General features: G+C 61.8%; 14 protein-coding genes. 11 read left to right on the forward strand and 3 right to left on the reverse strand.

Annotation, left to right across the window (positions count from 1 at the left end; translation table 11 throughout):
* Positions 1-113 precede the first annotated feature (113 nt).
* From Q668_RS04845 to Q668_RS04855, 3 genes are all read left to right on the forward strand, one after another.
* A complete protein-coding gene (locus Q668_RS04845; RefSeq protein ID WP_022988483.1) occupies positions 114-1,217 on the forward strand; it encodes a GGDEF domain-containing protein in 1,104 nt (367 codons plus the stop codon).
* Between the two features lie 69 nt (positions 1,218-1,286).
* Positions 1,287-1,733 (forward strand): flavodoxin, encoded by a 447-nt coding sequence (locus tag Q668_RS04850; RefSeq protein WP_022988484.1) that lies wholly within the window; start codon positions 1,287-1,289, stop codon positions 1,731-1,733.
* A gap of 107 nt (positions 1,734-1,840) precedes the next feature.
* On the forward strand, positions 1,841-4,387 hold the full coding sequence (locus Q668_RS04855) for an EAL domain-containing protein (protein ID WP_036219158.1): 2,547 nt from the start codon (positions 1,841-1,843) through the stop codon (positions 4,385-4,387).
* Here the strand turns inward: Q668_RS04855 and tesB are convergent.
* The 3 genes from tesB to rubA form a co-directional block, all read right to left on the reverse strand.
* Positions 4,354-5,214, reverse strand: coding sequence for an acyl-CoA thioesterase II (gene tesB / locus Q668_RS04860; protein ID WP_022988486.1), 861 nt, complete (start codon positions 5,212-5,214; stop codon positions 4,354-4,356). The genes Q668_RS04855 and tesB overlap by 34 nt on opposite strands.
* A 90-nt stretch (positions 5,215-5,304) precedes the next feature.
* Entirely contained in the window at positions 5,305-6,462 is a 1,158-nt protein-coding gene (locus tag Q668_RS04865) for an NAD(P)/FAD-dependent oxidoreductase (RefSeq protein WP_022988487.1), read from the reverse strand.
* Positions 6,463-6,478: 16 nt separating this feature from the next.
* Positions 6,479-6,646: a rubredoxin RubA gene (gene rubA / locus Q668_RS04870; protein ID WP_022988488.1), complete on the reverse strand. Its 168-nt coding sequence runs from the start codon at positions 6,644-6,646 to the stop codon at positions 6,479-6,481.
* A 191-nt stretch (positions 6,647-6,837) separates the two neighbouring features.
* Between rubA and Q668_RS04875 the strand changes: the two genes are divergently transcribed.
* The 8 genes from Q668_RS04875 to Q668_RS04910 all read left to right on the forward strand — a co-directional run bounded on the left by Q668_RS04875 (position 6,838) and on the right by Q668_RS04910 (position 14,145).
* Positions 6,838-7,395 (forward strand): hypoxanthine-guanine phosphoribosyltransferase, encoded by a 558-nt coding sequence (locus Q668_RS04875; protein WP_022988489.1) that lies wholly within the window; start codon positions 6,838-6,840, stop codon positions 7,393-7,395.
* Positions 7,376-7,927, forward strand: coding sequence for a chorismate--pyruvate lyase family protein (locus Q668_RS04880; RefSeq protein WP_022988490.1), 552 nt, complete (start codon positions 7,376-7,378; stop codon positions 7,925-7,927). The genes Q668_RS04875 and Q668_RS04880 overlap by 20 nt, the downstream gene beginning before the upstream one ends.
* Positions 7,928-8,004: 77 nt before the next feature.
* A complete protein-coding gene (gene ubiA / locus Q668_RS04885) occupies positions 8,005-8,889 on the forward strand; it encodes a 4-hydroxybenzoate octaprenyltransferase (protein ID WP_022988491.1) in 885 nt (294 codons plus the stop codon).
* 134 nt (positions 8,890-9,023) lie between these two features.
* Positions 9,024-9,716, forward strand: coding sequence for a phosphate regulon transcriptional regulator PhoB (gene phoB / locus Q668_RS04890; protein ID WP_022988492.1), 693 nt, complete (start codon positions 9,024-9,026; stop codon positions 9,714-9,716).
* A 50-nt stretch (positions 9,717-9,766) separates the two neighbouring features.
* Positions 9,767-11,083, forward strand: a complete 1,317-nt coding sequence (phoR, locus tag Q668_RS04895) for a phosphate regulon sensor histidine kinase PhoR (RefSeq protein WP_022988493.1) — start codon at positions 9,767-9,769, stop codon at positions 11,081-11,083.
* 114 nt (positions 11,084-11,197) lie between these two features.
* On the forward strand, positions 11,198-12,424 hold the full coding sequence (locus tag Q668_RS04900; RefSeq protein WP_036219243.1) for a lytic murein transglycosylase: 1,227 nt from the start codon (positions 11,198-11,200) through the stop codon (positions 12,422-12,424).
* A gap of 3 nt (positions 12,425-12,427) precedes the next feature.
* Complete coding sequence (locus Q668_RS04905; protein WP_022988495.1) at positions 12,428-13,456, forward strand: metal-dependent hydrolase; 1,029 nt, start codon at positions 12,428-12,430, stop codon at positions 13,454-13,456.
* On the forward strand, positions 13,456-14,145 hold the full coding sequence (locus Q668_RS04910) for a pseudouridine synthase (protein WP_022988496.1): 690 nt from the start codon (positions 13,456-13,458) through the stop codon (positions 14,143-14,145). The genes Q668_RS04905 and Q668_RS04910 overlap by 1 nt, the downstream gene beginning before the upstream one ends.
* Positions 14,146-14,151: the final 6 nt, after the last annotated feature.

Below are 14,151 nucleotides of genomic sequence, written 5' to 3' on the forward strand. Positions count from 1 at the left end.
TTGAAACCGAACTGTCATGGGGGCTAAAGATCACAAACCGGACGGACATCACTCCAAAGCCGCGGTTTTTTGGCGCATACTTGGCAAAAACCTGTCAAAAAGAACAACACAAGATGACGGCCAGCTACCGACCCAACCAGATCATATCGTCCGAGCACGAAGAACAGCAGATTTCCCTCCTGCTGAACGGGTTATCGGCCATGGCGCTGCTGTTCCTCACCGGCATCGGCCTCAAGGCCTGGTTTGCCGACCATCACAGCCATGCCATCGTGCTCTGGCTGTTCAATATACCGGTGCTGGCCAATATGCTCTGGTATTTGCGGACCGGCAACCGGCTGGTGCAGAAGGCGGGACTGCTGATTACCGTTGCCCTGCTGTTTGCCTACCTGATCGCCTCGGGCGGCGAAGGCAACACCGGCCCCCTGTGGTTCTACGTGTTCCCTCCGCTACTGTTTTTCCTCACCAGCCTGAAGGGCGGCACCGCAATCCTGCTGTTCTGCTATCTGCTGGCGATCATCGTATTCCAGTTTCCCAACCTGCCCGGAGTAGCCGCCGAATACTCCACTGACTTCAAGATACGCTTTTTCGCCACCCTCACCTTCGAATCCATTTTCTGCTTTGTGCTGGAGGCCGGCCGTCTGCAGGCCCGCAACAAACTGCTGAAACTGGCCGAAAGCCATGAAAAAGCCGCGCGTACCGATGAGCTTACCGGCCTGGCCAACCGGCGGGATATGCACAACCGCCTTGCCGCCGAGTTTTCCCGCTACCAGCGCTCCGGGCACCACTTTTCCGTGGTGCTGATCGACCTGGACCTGTTCAAACGGGTCAACGACGATTTCGGCCACGATGCCGGCGATGCCGCCCTCCGGCACTTTGCCAGCCTGGTGCGCAAGGTGATCCGGCAAACGGATATCGCGGCGCGCTGGGGAGGTGAGGAATTCCTGATCCTGCTGCCCGACACCACCCTGCTGCAGGCCCTGACACTGGCCGAGCGATTGCGTGCGGAAGTGGCGGCCACCGAGTTCCGCCACCAGGAGCAGATCCTGCCGGTGACCATCAGTGCCGGCGTCTGCTCGATCTCCAAGGCCGGGTCCGTCAACGAACTTCTGAAACTGGCCGACACCAACCTTTACAGCGCCAAGGAAGATGGCCGCAACCGCATCGCCCCCAGGGTGCGCAGCCAGGACAGCCAGCCCGCTGCGGAAAGCCCGGCTTGAGCGCGGCCCATTGCCGCATTACCATCTCTGCCGGCAATGCAGAGACCTGAACAGACATAAGGCAGTAACATGGCAGCAATTCGAATACTCACCGGCAGTGTTTACGGCGGCGCCCTGCTGATCGCCCGCAAGATCAAGGAAGAGCTTGAAGCCGAAGGGCACCAGGTGACCGTGCTGGAGACCCCGGCCCTGGAAGACATCACCGGCAATGACGACGCCCTGCTGGTCTGCACCTCTACGACCGGCCAGGGGGAAATCCCTGACAACCTGCTGCCGTTTTACCTGGCGCTGCGGGAACAACTGCCACAGCAGCCCGGTCGCCCTTTCGGCATTATCGTGCTGGGCGACAGCTCCTACGGTGACACCTTCTGCGGCGCCGGCGACCTGATGGAAGAAGCCCTTTACGAAACCTCGGCCCGCAAGGTGGGGGAAACCCTGCGCGTAGACGCGCTGGAAACCATGGAGCCGGAAGCCGAAGCCCTGCCCTGGGTAAAAGAGTGGGTTAACGGAATCTGACCTTTATTTACACAAGTTGCCAAAACTCTGTCCGGCTGCCCTTGAGCCACCTGCAGCGACAGGCCATACTCGACTCAGAACGATAATAACGGTAACAACAGATCCTGATGAAACTGGCCCGGCTTCTGGCAGCGTTGACAGCTTTGCTGACTTTGTCGCTTCACCTCCATGCGGCACCTGCGTCCTATATTCCGGAAATGGAGTATCTGCGCCTGCCCCCGGATGCCAGCGTCACCGCCAGCGAAGTCATGGCCTCGGATCAATGGCAGAGGCTGCCGGACCAGACCCCCAACTTTGGCTATATCCGGGACCAGGTCTGGCTCCGGTTCCCGGTGACCGACGCAAGCAACAGCAACCTGCTGGAAATCAGCTACCCGCAGCTCGACGCTATCGGCTTCTATCTGTTTAAAGACAACCGGTTACTGCGGGAAGTAATAACCGGCGACCGTATGCCCTTTTCCGAGCGGCCGGTACAACACCCCCACTTCCTGTTCCCCCTGCAACTGGCGCCTGGCGGCAATTACCAGGTGTTGCTGCGGATACAGACAGAAGGTGCCATGCAGGCACCACTGCAGCTCTGGAACAATCGTAGCTATTTCGAAAAGGCCTCCGTTGAAAGCCAGCTCCACGCCGTTTATTACGGCATCCTGATTGCCGTTATCTGCTTCAACCTGTTTGTCTTTATCGCCCTGAAAGAAGCCGTTTACCTGTTCTATGTACTCTCCACCCTCGGCTACCTGTTGCTGGTGGGCGGCCTGAACGGTATTACCTACCAGCTACTGTGGCCGGAAAGTCCGACCATACAGAACCGGGCCATGGCGATGATTGTGCCCCTGGCCATGAGTTGCACCCTGATGTTCTCCAGGGCGTTTTTACGGCTTAAACAGGTCAGCCCGAAAATGGATCGCCTGGTACTGGCAGTGCTGGCCCTGAACCTGACCATGGCGGCGGCCAACCTGTTCATCGATTACAACACCGGTATGCGCCTGAGCGTGGCCCTGGTGATCCCAAGCTCGCTGCTGCTGACCTTTATCGGCCCCCTGCAGTGGCTCAGGGGCAACCCCCAGGCCATGTACTACACCCTGGCCTGGGCAGCACTGACCCTCGGTAGCGCCATCACGGCCGCCAACAAATACGGCTGGATTCCCAACAGCTTTATTACCTCCTACGGCATGGAACTGGGCTCGGCCCTGGAAGCCATGCTGCTCAGCCTGGCCCTGGCAATCCGGATCTACCGGGAACGGCAGGACCGCCTGCACTCGCGGGAAGCGGAACTGCACGCACTGGAAGCCCGCCGTAACGCGGAACTGCAGTTGATGGACCAGGCCCTGCACAACCCGCTGACCGGGCTACCCAACCGCAGCAGTTTCGAGCTGCGGGTGAGCGAACTGATCCGCCGCAACCCGAAGCAACGGCTGGGCATTGCAGTCATTCACCTGAACAACCTGTATGCCGTGACCAAGACGCTCGGGCACCGCAATACCGACCGGATACTGGAACTGGCATCACGGCAGTTCAACGATGTCACCCGTAAGGTGCCCGGCATTGTCGCCATAGAACAGAGCGAGGGCCGGGACTTCTACCTGGCCAGCCTGGACCCGCAAACCTTCGCGCTGATCAGTTACGCTGACCGCACAGAATCCGTACCCCGCCACGTACTCAGGGATATCGAAGTTATCCGCCAGCCCATTGACTTCCTGGGCATGCAGATACCGCTCACCCCCCAGCTGGGGGTGGCCATCTACCCCGATCATGGCACGGACGTGAACACCCTGATCCGGCGAGCCGTCATTGCCGAAGGTTCGGAACGGGCCAGGGAACGGGGTGTGGCCTATTACAAGCCGTCGAAGGATTCCTACAGCGCCGAACGGCTGACCCTGGTGTCCGAGCTTCGGCAGGCACTGGAGCTGAACCAGCTGACCCTGTACCTGCAACCCAAGCAGTGCCTGAAAAGCGGAGACATTACCGGCTTCGAGGCCCTGATCCGCTGGCCGGACCGGGAGCGGCAAGTCCCGCCCCATGAAGTGATCGAACTGGCCGAGCAAACCGGCCTGATCAAACCGCTCACCCGCTGGGTGCTGCGGGAAGCCCTGGAAATACGGGAAAAGCTGGCGGCAAAGGGCGCTCCGACTCGTATCGCCGTCAACATTTCCCCCAACAACCTGCGGGAACCGGACTTCCCGGTGTTTGTGCAACGAATGATGCAAAGCTATCAGTGCCCCGCCGGAGACCTGGCCTTCGAGGTGACGGAAACCTCCATGATGCAGGACCCGGCCAACTCCCTGAAAGCCCTGAAAGCCATCAATGCCGCAGGCATCCCCTTGTCCATTGATGACTTCGGCTCCGGCTATTCCTCGCTGTCTTACATCAAGCAGCTGCCCGCCAGCGAGATCAAGATCGACCGCTCACTGATCACCGAGCTGGCAGAGCGGGAGGAGGACCGGGTCATCGTGCGCACCACCATCGAGATGTGCCACAGCCTGGGCTACACCGTGGTGGCGGAGGGTGTGGAGAGTGAAAAAACCCTGAAGCTGCTGGAGAGCATGGGCTGCGACCTGGTTCAGGGTTATATCCTGGCCCGGCCGCAACCTTTTGACCGCATTATCGACTGGCTGGCAGATCAGCCCTGCCGTTCCCGGATCAACGCTTCCTGAGTGGTCGAAGCCACCAGCACGCCATCCCGGGTGAAGAAATTACCCCGATTGAAACCACGACCGCCGGAGGCACTGGGGCTGTCCTTGTCGTACAGCAGCCATTCGTCCATTCGGAAGTCCCGGTGAAACCAGATGGCATGGTCCAGGCTGGCTACCTGCATGTTCCGGTTCATGAACGTGCGGCCGTGGGGTGCCATGGAGGTGCCGAGGAACGAGAAATCCGACGCGTAGGTCAGCAGGCAGCGGTGCAAGACCGGATCATCCGGCAGTGGCCCCAGGGCCCGGAACCAGTTCTGGCGGTAGGGCGGCTGTTTCTCCGGTTTGAGCGGGTTGCCGGGGTTCACCGGGCGGATCTCGATGGGCCGGTCCCGGGTGAGCACGTCCCGAAGCTTCTCCGGCACCTGGTCCACCAGCAACTGCCCCAGTTCCTGTTCGGATTTCAGGGTTTCCGGCGCTGGCGCTTCCGGCATCGGGAACTGGTGGCTGAGCCCTTCCTCGGCCACCTGGAATGACATGGAACCGGTCAGGATCTCCTTGCCGTCCTGGCGGGCAATGACCCGGCGCACCGAAAACGTGCCGCCATCGCGAACCCGCTGAACCTCGTAATCAATCGGCATGCTGTGGTTGCCGGGGCGCAGGAAGTAGGCGTGCAATGAATGGCACAACCGGCCTTCAACGGTACGGCTGGCCGCCATCAACGCCTGCCCAAGTACCTGGCCGCCAAACACATGGGGAAAGCCGAGATCCTCACTGTCACCCTGAAAATGGTCATCTCCGATGGGCGACAAATCCAGCAAATCAATCAGCTTCCGGGTTATTTCCAGCATGCATGCTCCTGTTGTTTTGGTCAGGAGCCAGCGACCAGCTCCTTAGCTTACGAAAGAATTTCTACCTCAGGTGAAACAATTTCGCAACGCTCAGTCACTGTGGATGGGCGGCACTTCCCGCGACAACGCCTGTTTTTCCACGGCAAACCGGCCGGTCACCGCAAACCCGAGCACTTCGCCCGATGGCGACAGGAAGCGGGCTTTCACGTCTGACCCCTCCTGCTCGATGTCCCATTCGCCTTCGGCACCAGCCGGTGGCGGGCACACCGCGGTGGGACAACAAGGGGTTTTGATCATCACCGGCATGGCACCGTAGCTCACCTGGGTGCGTTCACCCGTAAGGGTTTTCGCCAGGGCGCGGGCACAGGCCATCAACGGCAATACATACAGCAGCACCTGGCCGTCTACCTCGGCGCAGTCACCCAGGGCATAGACATCCGGTGCAGACGTCTCCAGGGCCCGGTTAACCACAATGCCGCGACCGGCTTCAATGCCCGCAGCCCGGGCCAGCTCGGTGCGTGGCCGCAGACCGACCGCAGAAACCACCAGGTCTGCCGCCAGGGTGTCGCCGTTGGCCAGCGCAAGCTTTACGCCCTGCCCGTCGCGATCCACCCGCTGTACCACCGTGCCCAGGTGGAAGTTCACACCCAGGGCCTGCAACTCCTGCTGCACGGCGTTGGCGGCCGCCTCCGGCAGCAAACTGGGCATAACGGCGGCATCCGGGGCAATCACATCCACCTCATAACCGCCGTTGCGCAGGTCGTTGGCAAATTCACAGCCGATCAGCCCCGCACCCATGATGGCCACCCGCTTGCCACCTTCCAGGGCCTTGCGGAACGCCCGGTAATCCAGCAGGTCGTTGATCGAATAGACCCGGTCCAGGCCATCACCGTCCAGGCCCAGGCGGATCACATCCGCGCCCCAGGCCAGCACCAGTTTGCTGTAGGCCAGCCGCTCGTCGCCCAGCACCAGCTCGCGGGCACCGGTATCAATACCGGTAACGGTGCTGTAGGTGCGAATGTCCACCGACAGCTGTTCGGCCATTGCCTCGGTGTCGCCCTGGGCCAGCCCTTTGGCATCCTTACCCTTGGTAAAGCCGGTGGACAGCATCGGCTTGGAGTAATTCACGCCGTCGTCTGCGGTTACCATCACCACCGGAGTGGTTTTATCCAGCTTGCGCAGTTCCCGCACCAGCGAGTATCCGGACAATCCGGTGCCTACTATTACAATCGGTGCCTGGTCGGTCATAGTCCTGCTCCGTTAATCAGCCGATTTCGATCATCTCGAAGTCTTCCTTGCCCACGCCACAGTCCGGGCATACCCAGTCATCCGGCACATCTTCCCACTTTGTGCCCGGCTCGATGCCGTCTTCCGGCCAGCCTTCGGCTTCGTCGTAAATCAGGCCACACACTACACACTGCCACTTCTTCATACTTGCTCTCCGTTAAAATTCCGTGCGCCATAATACCCTCCACCCGGTCTGTGACCAATGCCACGCGAGACGCCGGTTGCCCGGGTTTTGTGCCAATAGGCATGATTACAGATAGTCCGTCCACCATCTGCCCCTCCCTTCAGGGCAACCGGTTCGGTATAATCGCCGGTTTTACGACAGGACCGACCGTTATGACCGATACCGTCGCCGAAATGAACCAGGTCATGGCTGAAGCCGACTGCCTGGTAGACGAACAACAGGTAAGTGCCGCCATCGACACCATGGCCTCGGCCATCACCGATCGCCTGAAAGACAGTAACCCGCTGTTGTTCTGCGTTATGAACGGTGGCCTGATCACAACCGGCCAGCTGTTGCCCCGCCTCAAATTCCCGGTGCAGGCGGAATACCTGCACGCCACCCGCTACCGCCAGGAAACCACCGGCGGCATCCTCGAGTGGAAACTCCAGCCGGAATCCGACATGAAAGACCGCACGGTGCTGATTGTCGACGACATCCTGGATGAAGGCACCACCCTGTGCGCCATCGCTGACTACTGCCTGGCCCACGGCGCCCGGGAAGTGCTGACCGCGGTACTGGTCGACAAGATCCACGACCGCAAGGCCCGTCCGGGCCTGAAAGCCGACTTCACCGGCCTCTGCGTTGAAGACCGCTTCCTGTTCGGCTACGGCATGGACTACAAAGGTTACTGGCGTAACGCCCCCGGCATCTATGCTGTCAAAGGACTCTGACCGGGAAAACAGCCTGAAGATCCCGCCTACCCGCTGGTACCGGTCGCTGGCTGCGGCCGGGCTGCGCAACCCGGAGGTTCACGGCCCGGCCCGCTACTGGCTGCAGGTGGAAGGGTCTTTCACCCAGGCCCTGAAGCAGCGGTGCCTCGAGAGCTTCCATGTGGAAGTCGCGCGCGAAGGCTACGCCACGCCGTTCCCGGAAGAGGTTCGCCGGCTCGGGCTGCAGCCCCGGCAACAGGCCTGGATCCGCGAAGTCCGCCTGTGCGGCGATGGCCAGCCCTGGGTCCTGGCCCGCACGGTCATCCCCCACCAGTGTTTTGAAGGCAAGGGCAGGCAACTGCGCCACCTGGGCAACAAGCCCCTGGGTGCCTTTCTGTTCAGCGGCCCGGACTGGTCACGGGGGCCGCTGGAAACCGGCCTGTGCCTGCCCGATCATCCGCTTCAGCCCCGGCTGGCCCGGCGTTCCCTGTTCCACCACGGCAACAACGCCCTGATGGTGGTCGAATATCTGTTGCCGGTACTGTACCGGTAAGCTTCGGTTTAACCCCCGGGCCCTGGCTGGCTATAATCCGGTGTTTGCCACGCACCTGACCCACGGAAGAGCGCACCATGTTGCAGAATGCCCTGCCAGACCCTGTCCAGGCACGCCTGGCCGACTACGCCCGCCTGCTTCGCATTGACCGGCCTATCGGCAGCCTGCTGTTGCTCTGGCCCACCTATTGGGCACTCTGGCTGGCCGGCGACGGCAGCCCGTCTATTGCCAACGTCATTATTTTCACCCTGGGCGTGTTCTTTATGCGGGCCGCCGGCTGCGCCATCAACGACTTTGCCGACCGGGACTGGGATCGCCACGTAAAACGCACCCAGGACCGCCCCCTGACCACCGGCCGCATCCAGTCCTGGGAAGCCGTTGCCCTGTTTCTGGGCCTGTGCCTGGTTTCCTTCCTGATGGTAGTACTGTTCACCAACCGGCTGACCCTGTACCTGTCCTTCGGCGGCGCCCTGCTGGCGTTTATTTACCCGTTCATGAAGCGCTACACCCAGCTGCCCCAGCTGTTTCTGGGGGCCGCGTTCTCCTGGGCCATCCCCATGGCCTGGGCCGCCCAGGCCAACGAGCTGAGCCAGCTTACCTGGCTGCTGTTCACCGCCAACGTGTTGTGGACCGTGGCCTACGATACGCTCTATGCCATGGTGGACCGGGATGACGACCTGAAAATCGGCATTAAATCCACCGCCATCCTGTTCGGCGAAGCCGACCGGGCGATTATCGGCATACTGCAGGCGCTGGTGGTGCTGATCCTGGTGATTGTAGGAGGCCAGGCAGAACTGGGCACATTCTGGTACCTGGGCGTGGCGGTAATGGCAGGCCTGTTTGCCTATCACCAGTACCTGGCCCGCGACCGTGCCCGGGAAGGTTGCTTCAAGGCCTTCCTGAACAACAACTGGGCCGGGTTTGCGGTATTTGCCGGGCTGGTGGTCGACCAGCTTCTCTGAGTTGCCAGCAGGCACGGAACCGCCGCTAGCTCAATCGTGTCATATACTTGTAACAAAGACGCGTTGTAATGAGCCAGCAACATTACTGGGGAGCGCAAATCCTGCTCCCGGGGTTCTGACACAGGTTGAAGCACATGAATGGAAAAACTGTCCTGATCGTCGATGACGAGCCAGCCATCCGCGAAATGATCGCCGTGGCCCTCGAAATGGCTGATTACGACTACCTCGAGGCAGAGGATGCCCGCCAGGCCCACGCCCTGGTAGTTGACCGGCAGCCGGACCTCATTCTGCTGGACTGGATGCTCCCGGGCACCAGTGGTGTCGAGCTGGCACGGCGGCTGAAAAAGGAAGAGGCAACCGCCGACATCCCGATTATCATGCTGACCGCCAAGGTTGAGGAAGACAACAAGATCCAGGGCCTGGAAGTTGGTGCCGATGATTACATCACCAAGCCCTTCAGCCCGCGGGAACTGGTTGCCCGGCTGAAAGCGGTACTGCGCCGGGCAACGCCGGCCGGTGTCGACAGCCCGATCGAAGTGGACGGGCTGACCCTGGACCCGGTCGGCCACCGGGTAACCACTCCGGAAGGTGCCCTGACCATGGGCCCCACCGAGTACCGGTTGCTGCAGTTTTTCATGACCCACCAGGAACGGGTCTATACCCGGTCGCAGTTGCTGGACCAGGTCTGGGGTGGCAATGTCTATGTTGAAGAGCGTACGGTAGACGTACATATCCGGCGCCTGCGCAAGGCCCTTGGCGACCGCTACGACCACCTGGTCCAGACCGTCCGGGGCACCGGCTACAGGTTCTCCACCAGGGTCGCATAACCGCTTCGGCCCCTGGCCTGATACCAGAACACAGAACAAGGCTGCGCCCGATGCAACACAAGTGGTCACGATATCTGCGCCTGATCCTGGCCATCCTGGCCAGTACCACGCTGGTTGGCCTGTATTTTGGTGAACCGGTATACGGCTTGCTGGTTGGCCTGGTGGGTTACCTCTGGTGGACCCTGATCCAGGCCCGCCGCCTGTACCAGTGGCTGGACAACCCGGACGCCAGCGAAGAAGCGCCCCAGAGTATCGGCATGTGGGGCAGCATCTTTGATGGCCTGAACAAGCTGCACCAGAGCCACCTGCGTACACAGGACCGCCTCCGGGCCCGCATCAACCGGGTTCAGGAATCCACCAATGCCATGCGCGACGGTGTGATCATGACCGACGCCCGGGGCACCATGGAATGGTGGAACGGCTCTGCCGAACACCTGCTGGGGTTCCGGCGCAGTACCGACCGGGGCCAGTACATCCACAACCTGATCCGAAACCCGGCCTTCAAGGCCTACTTCGACTCCCGGGACTACCGGGAACCGCTGGAACTGAACTCCCCGGCCAAGCCCCATCTCCACCTGCAAATCCAGATCAGCCTGTTCGGCGACGACGACCGCCTGATCGTGGCCAAGGACGTTACCCGGCTGTACCAGCTGGAACAGATGCGCCGGGACTTCGTGGGTAACGTTTCCCATGAAATGCGCACCCCGCTCACGGTAATCAGCGGCTACCTCGAAACCCTCGTTGACCATGCCGACGAACTGCCACCCAAGTGGCGCCGGGCCATTAACACCATGGCCGCCCAGTCATCCCGGATGGAAGCCCTGATTACCGACCTGATCCTGCTGTCGCGTATTGAAACCGGTGAACACACGGTAGATGACACCCTTGCCGACATGGATGCCCTGCTGAACCAGATCTGTCACGACGCCCAGGCCCTGAGCGGCAGCAAACAGCACCGCATTACCGTCAATATTTCCGACCACCGGCTACTGCAGGGCGATGAAAGCCAGCTGCGCAGCGCCTTCTCCAACCTGGTGTTCAACGCAGTGAAGTACACGCCGGCGGAAGGCGAAGTGACCGTATCCTGGACGGCCAACCGCGACGGCGCCCATCTGTCCGTCAAAGACAGCGGTATCGGCATCGACCCGGTTCACATTCCCCGCCTGACCGAGCGCTTCTACCGCGCCGACCCAAGCCGGCATAAAGACACCGGTGGCACCGGTCTGGGACTGGCCATCGTCAAACACGTGCTGATCAACCACGATGGCAACCTGGAAATCCGCAGCAAACCCGGCGAAGGCAGCGAATTCATCTGCCACTTCCCCCGTGAGCGACTGGTAGAACGGGTACCGGAACTCCGGGATTAAAGAATTGTCACTCCCGGGCCGGTTCAGCGGTATTTCCGAACCGTAAAAACGCGCTAACATGGCATTCATACCCGCCCATTCATCTTGCGAGGTTTTACTGTGGCCAATCAGCCGATGCCGGGGCCAGTACGTCACGCCCTGACTGCCCTTTTCCTGCCAGCCCTGCTCTTTACCAGCCAGGCTTCGATGGCAGAACTACCCACCATGACCGACGCCGCCTTTGCAGAGTGCAAGGCAGGCCTGCAAGACAAAGCGGTCCAGGCCGGTGTCAGTGCCGACACCGCCAGCCGGGTGATGGCCGATGTCAGCTACCTGGAACGGGTAATCGAACTGGACCGCCGGCAACCGGAGTTCACCACCACCTTTGCCGACTACCTGAACCGCCGGGTTAACGAAAGCCGGATCAGCAAGGGCCGGGAAATGCTGGCCGAGCACAAGGACCTGCTGGCCCGGGTGACCCGGGAAACCGGTGTCCCTGCCCCCTACCTGGTGGCGTTCTGGGGCCTGGAAACCAACTACGGCAGCCACTTCGGCAAGATGCAGGTGCCCAGTGCCCTGACCACCCTGGCCTGTGACCCGCGCCGCACGACCTTCTTCACCGAACAGCTGATTGCCGCCCTGCGCATTATCGACGAGGGCGCCATTCCGGCGGAGCAGATGGAAGGCTCCTGGGCCGGCGCCATGGGCCACGTCCAGTTCATGCCCACGGTTTTCCTGAAACACGCCGTAGACGCCGATGGCGATGGCCGCCGGGACCTGTGGAACAGCCTGCCCGATGCCATGATGTCGGCCGGCAAGTTCCTGGAATCCATGGGCTGGGACGGCGACTACCGCTGGGGCCGGGAAGTGTTACTGCCCGAAAACTTTGACTTCAGCCAGGCCGATGGGCGCCGGCTGCCCCTGGCCGAGTGGCGGAAACTGGGCATTACCGATGCCTTCGGCAACGCCCTGGCCCGGGAGCCCATTGAAGCCGCACTGGTGGTGCCCAGCGGCCACCAGGGCCCGGCCTTCCTGGCTTACAGCAACTTCCGAGTCATCATGGGCTGGAACCGCTCGGAGTTCTACGCCATCGCCGTTGGCCACCTGGCCGACCGGGTGGCCGGTGCCGGCGGCCTGCAGAACCCGCCACCGGAAGACCAGCCTGCCTTGTCCCGGGACCAGATCATGCAGCTGCAGGAAACCCTGAGCGCGAAGGGCTACAGCAGTGGCGAGCCTGACGGCATTCTGGGTTCCAACACCCGCAAGGCCATCCGCCAGTACCAGAAAGCCGAAGGCCTGATTGCCGACGGCTTTCCGTCCGGGCAACTGCTGCAGGCGCTGGATATCCAGGCCGGTAGCTGAACCATGGACTCCATTACCCAGGCCGCCCTTGGCGCCACCCTGGCCGGAGCCGTGGCCGGCAAAACCCTGGGGCGGTCGGCACTGCTGACCGGCGCCTTGCTGGGCACCCTGCCGGACCTCGACGTAGTCATCGACTATGGCACCGCGGTCGCCAACTTTACCCAGCACCGGGGTTTCAGCCATTCCCTGCTGATTCTTGCGCCCCTGTCGCTGCTGATCGCCTGGGGCCTGTGGCGCTGGAAGCCGGTTATCAGCTACCGGCGATGGCTGGCGCTGGTAGCGCTTATCCTGATCACCCACCCCCTGCTGGACGCGTTCACCACCTACGGCACCCAGTTGTTCTGGCCGTTCGGCACACCGGTGGCCATCAACAGCATTTTCATTATTGACCCGCTCTACACCCTGCCGCTGCTGGCCGGCTGCCTGGCGTTTCTGGTGCGCCCCCCGGCCCGCACGGCGCTGAGCCTGGCACTGGGGCTATCCACCCTGTATCTGGGCTGGACGCTGGTGGCACAGCAAATCATCACCGACAGGGTTCAACCGGCACTGGCCCGGGCCGGGCTGGAACAGCCGGCCCTGATGGTACAACCCATGCCGTTCAATACCCTGTTATGGCGAGCCACGGCCATCACCGACGACGCCCGGGTGGAGATTGTTACCGGTTTTCTGGATCGCACGCCGGAACTGTCACTGGAATACTTCCCCCGCAATCCGGTGCTCCGGGCCCGGGTAGCTGACTTACCGGAAGCCCGGCGCCTTGAGTGGTTCACCCGGGGCTTCCTGCACTATGAGCAGGCCGGCCAACAGATTACCGCCACCGACATCCGCCTGGGCATTCCCGGCGCGCACCCGTTTACCTTTACCCTGGCGAACCTCTCGGATCAGGGTTTAGCCCCGATCCCCAGCGGCCGGCTGGGCCGGCCGGCCATCAATCCGGACGCCCTGCCGCTGCTCTGGGCCCGGCTGACCGGAGAACTGCCGGTGCTGTGCCTGGCCACACTGGCCCCACCGGCTCAGGGGCATACTTGCTGATGCGCCTGGACCAATACCTTGCCAACGGCACCGGGTTGTCCCGCAAAGACGCCAAGCGGGCCATCACCGGCAAGCGGGTTCAGGTGAACGGCCAGTTGTGCCGCAGCACCAGCGCCAACATCAACACCGGCGACAGCGTGCTGCTCGACGGCGAACCGGTGACCCTGCCCGGCGAGCTGTACCTGATGTTGCACAAACCCGCCGGAGTAATCAGCGCCACAACCGACAGCAACCAGCCCACCGCGCTGGACCTGCTGCCACCGGAGCTGGCGCGGCAGGTGCACATTGCCGGACGGCTCGACAAAGACACCACCGGACTCCTCCTGATCACCAGCGATGGCCAGTGGTCGCACCGGGTTACCTCGCCCCGGCGGGACTGCCCGAAAACCTATCGGGTACAGCTGGCCGAGCCATTAACGGCAGAAGCCCGACAGGCCCTGGAACAAGGCATTCAGCTCAACGGAGAAGACACGGCCACGCGACCGGCGCAGGTACTGGCCTGTTCTGAACAGGAGATAGAGCTGACCATCAGCGAAGGCCGTTACCACCAGGTCAAACGCATGCTGGCGGCGGTGGGAAACCATGTCACGGCACTGCACAGACAACGCATCGGTGCGATTGAACTGGATGCAGGGCTGGCACCGGGCCAGTTTCGGGAACTGACCCGGTCAGAAATCGATTCGGTTTAGCGAGCG

Source organism: Marinobacter sp. ES-1 (assembly GCF_000475255.1).
Taxonomy (GTDB): Bacteria; Pseudomonadota; Gammaproteobacteria; order Pseudomonadales; family Oleiphilaceae; genus Marinobacter; species Marinobacter vinifirmus.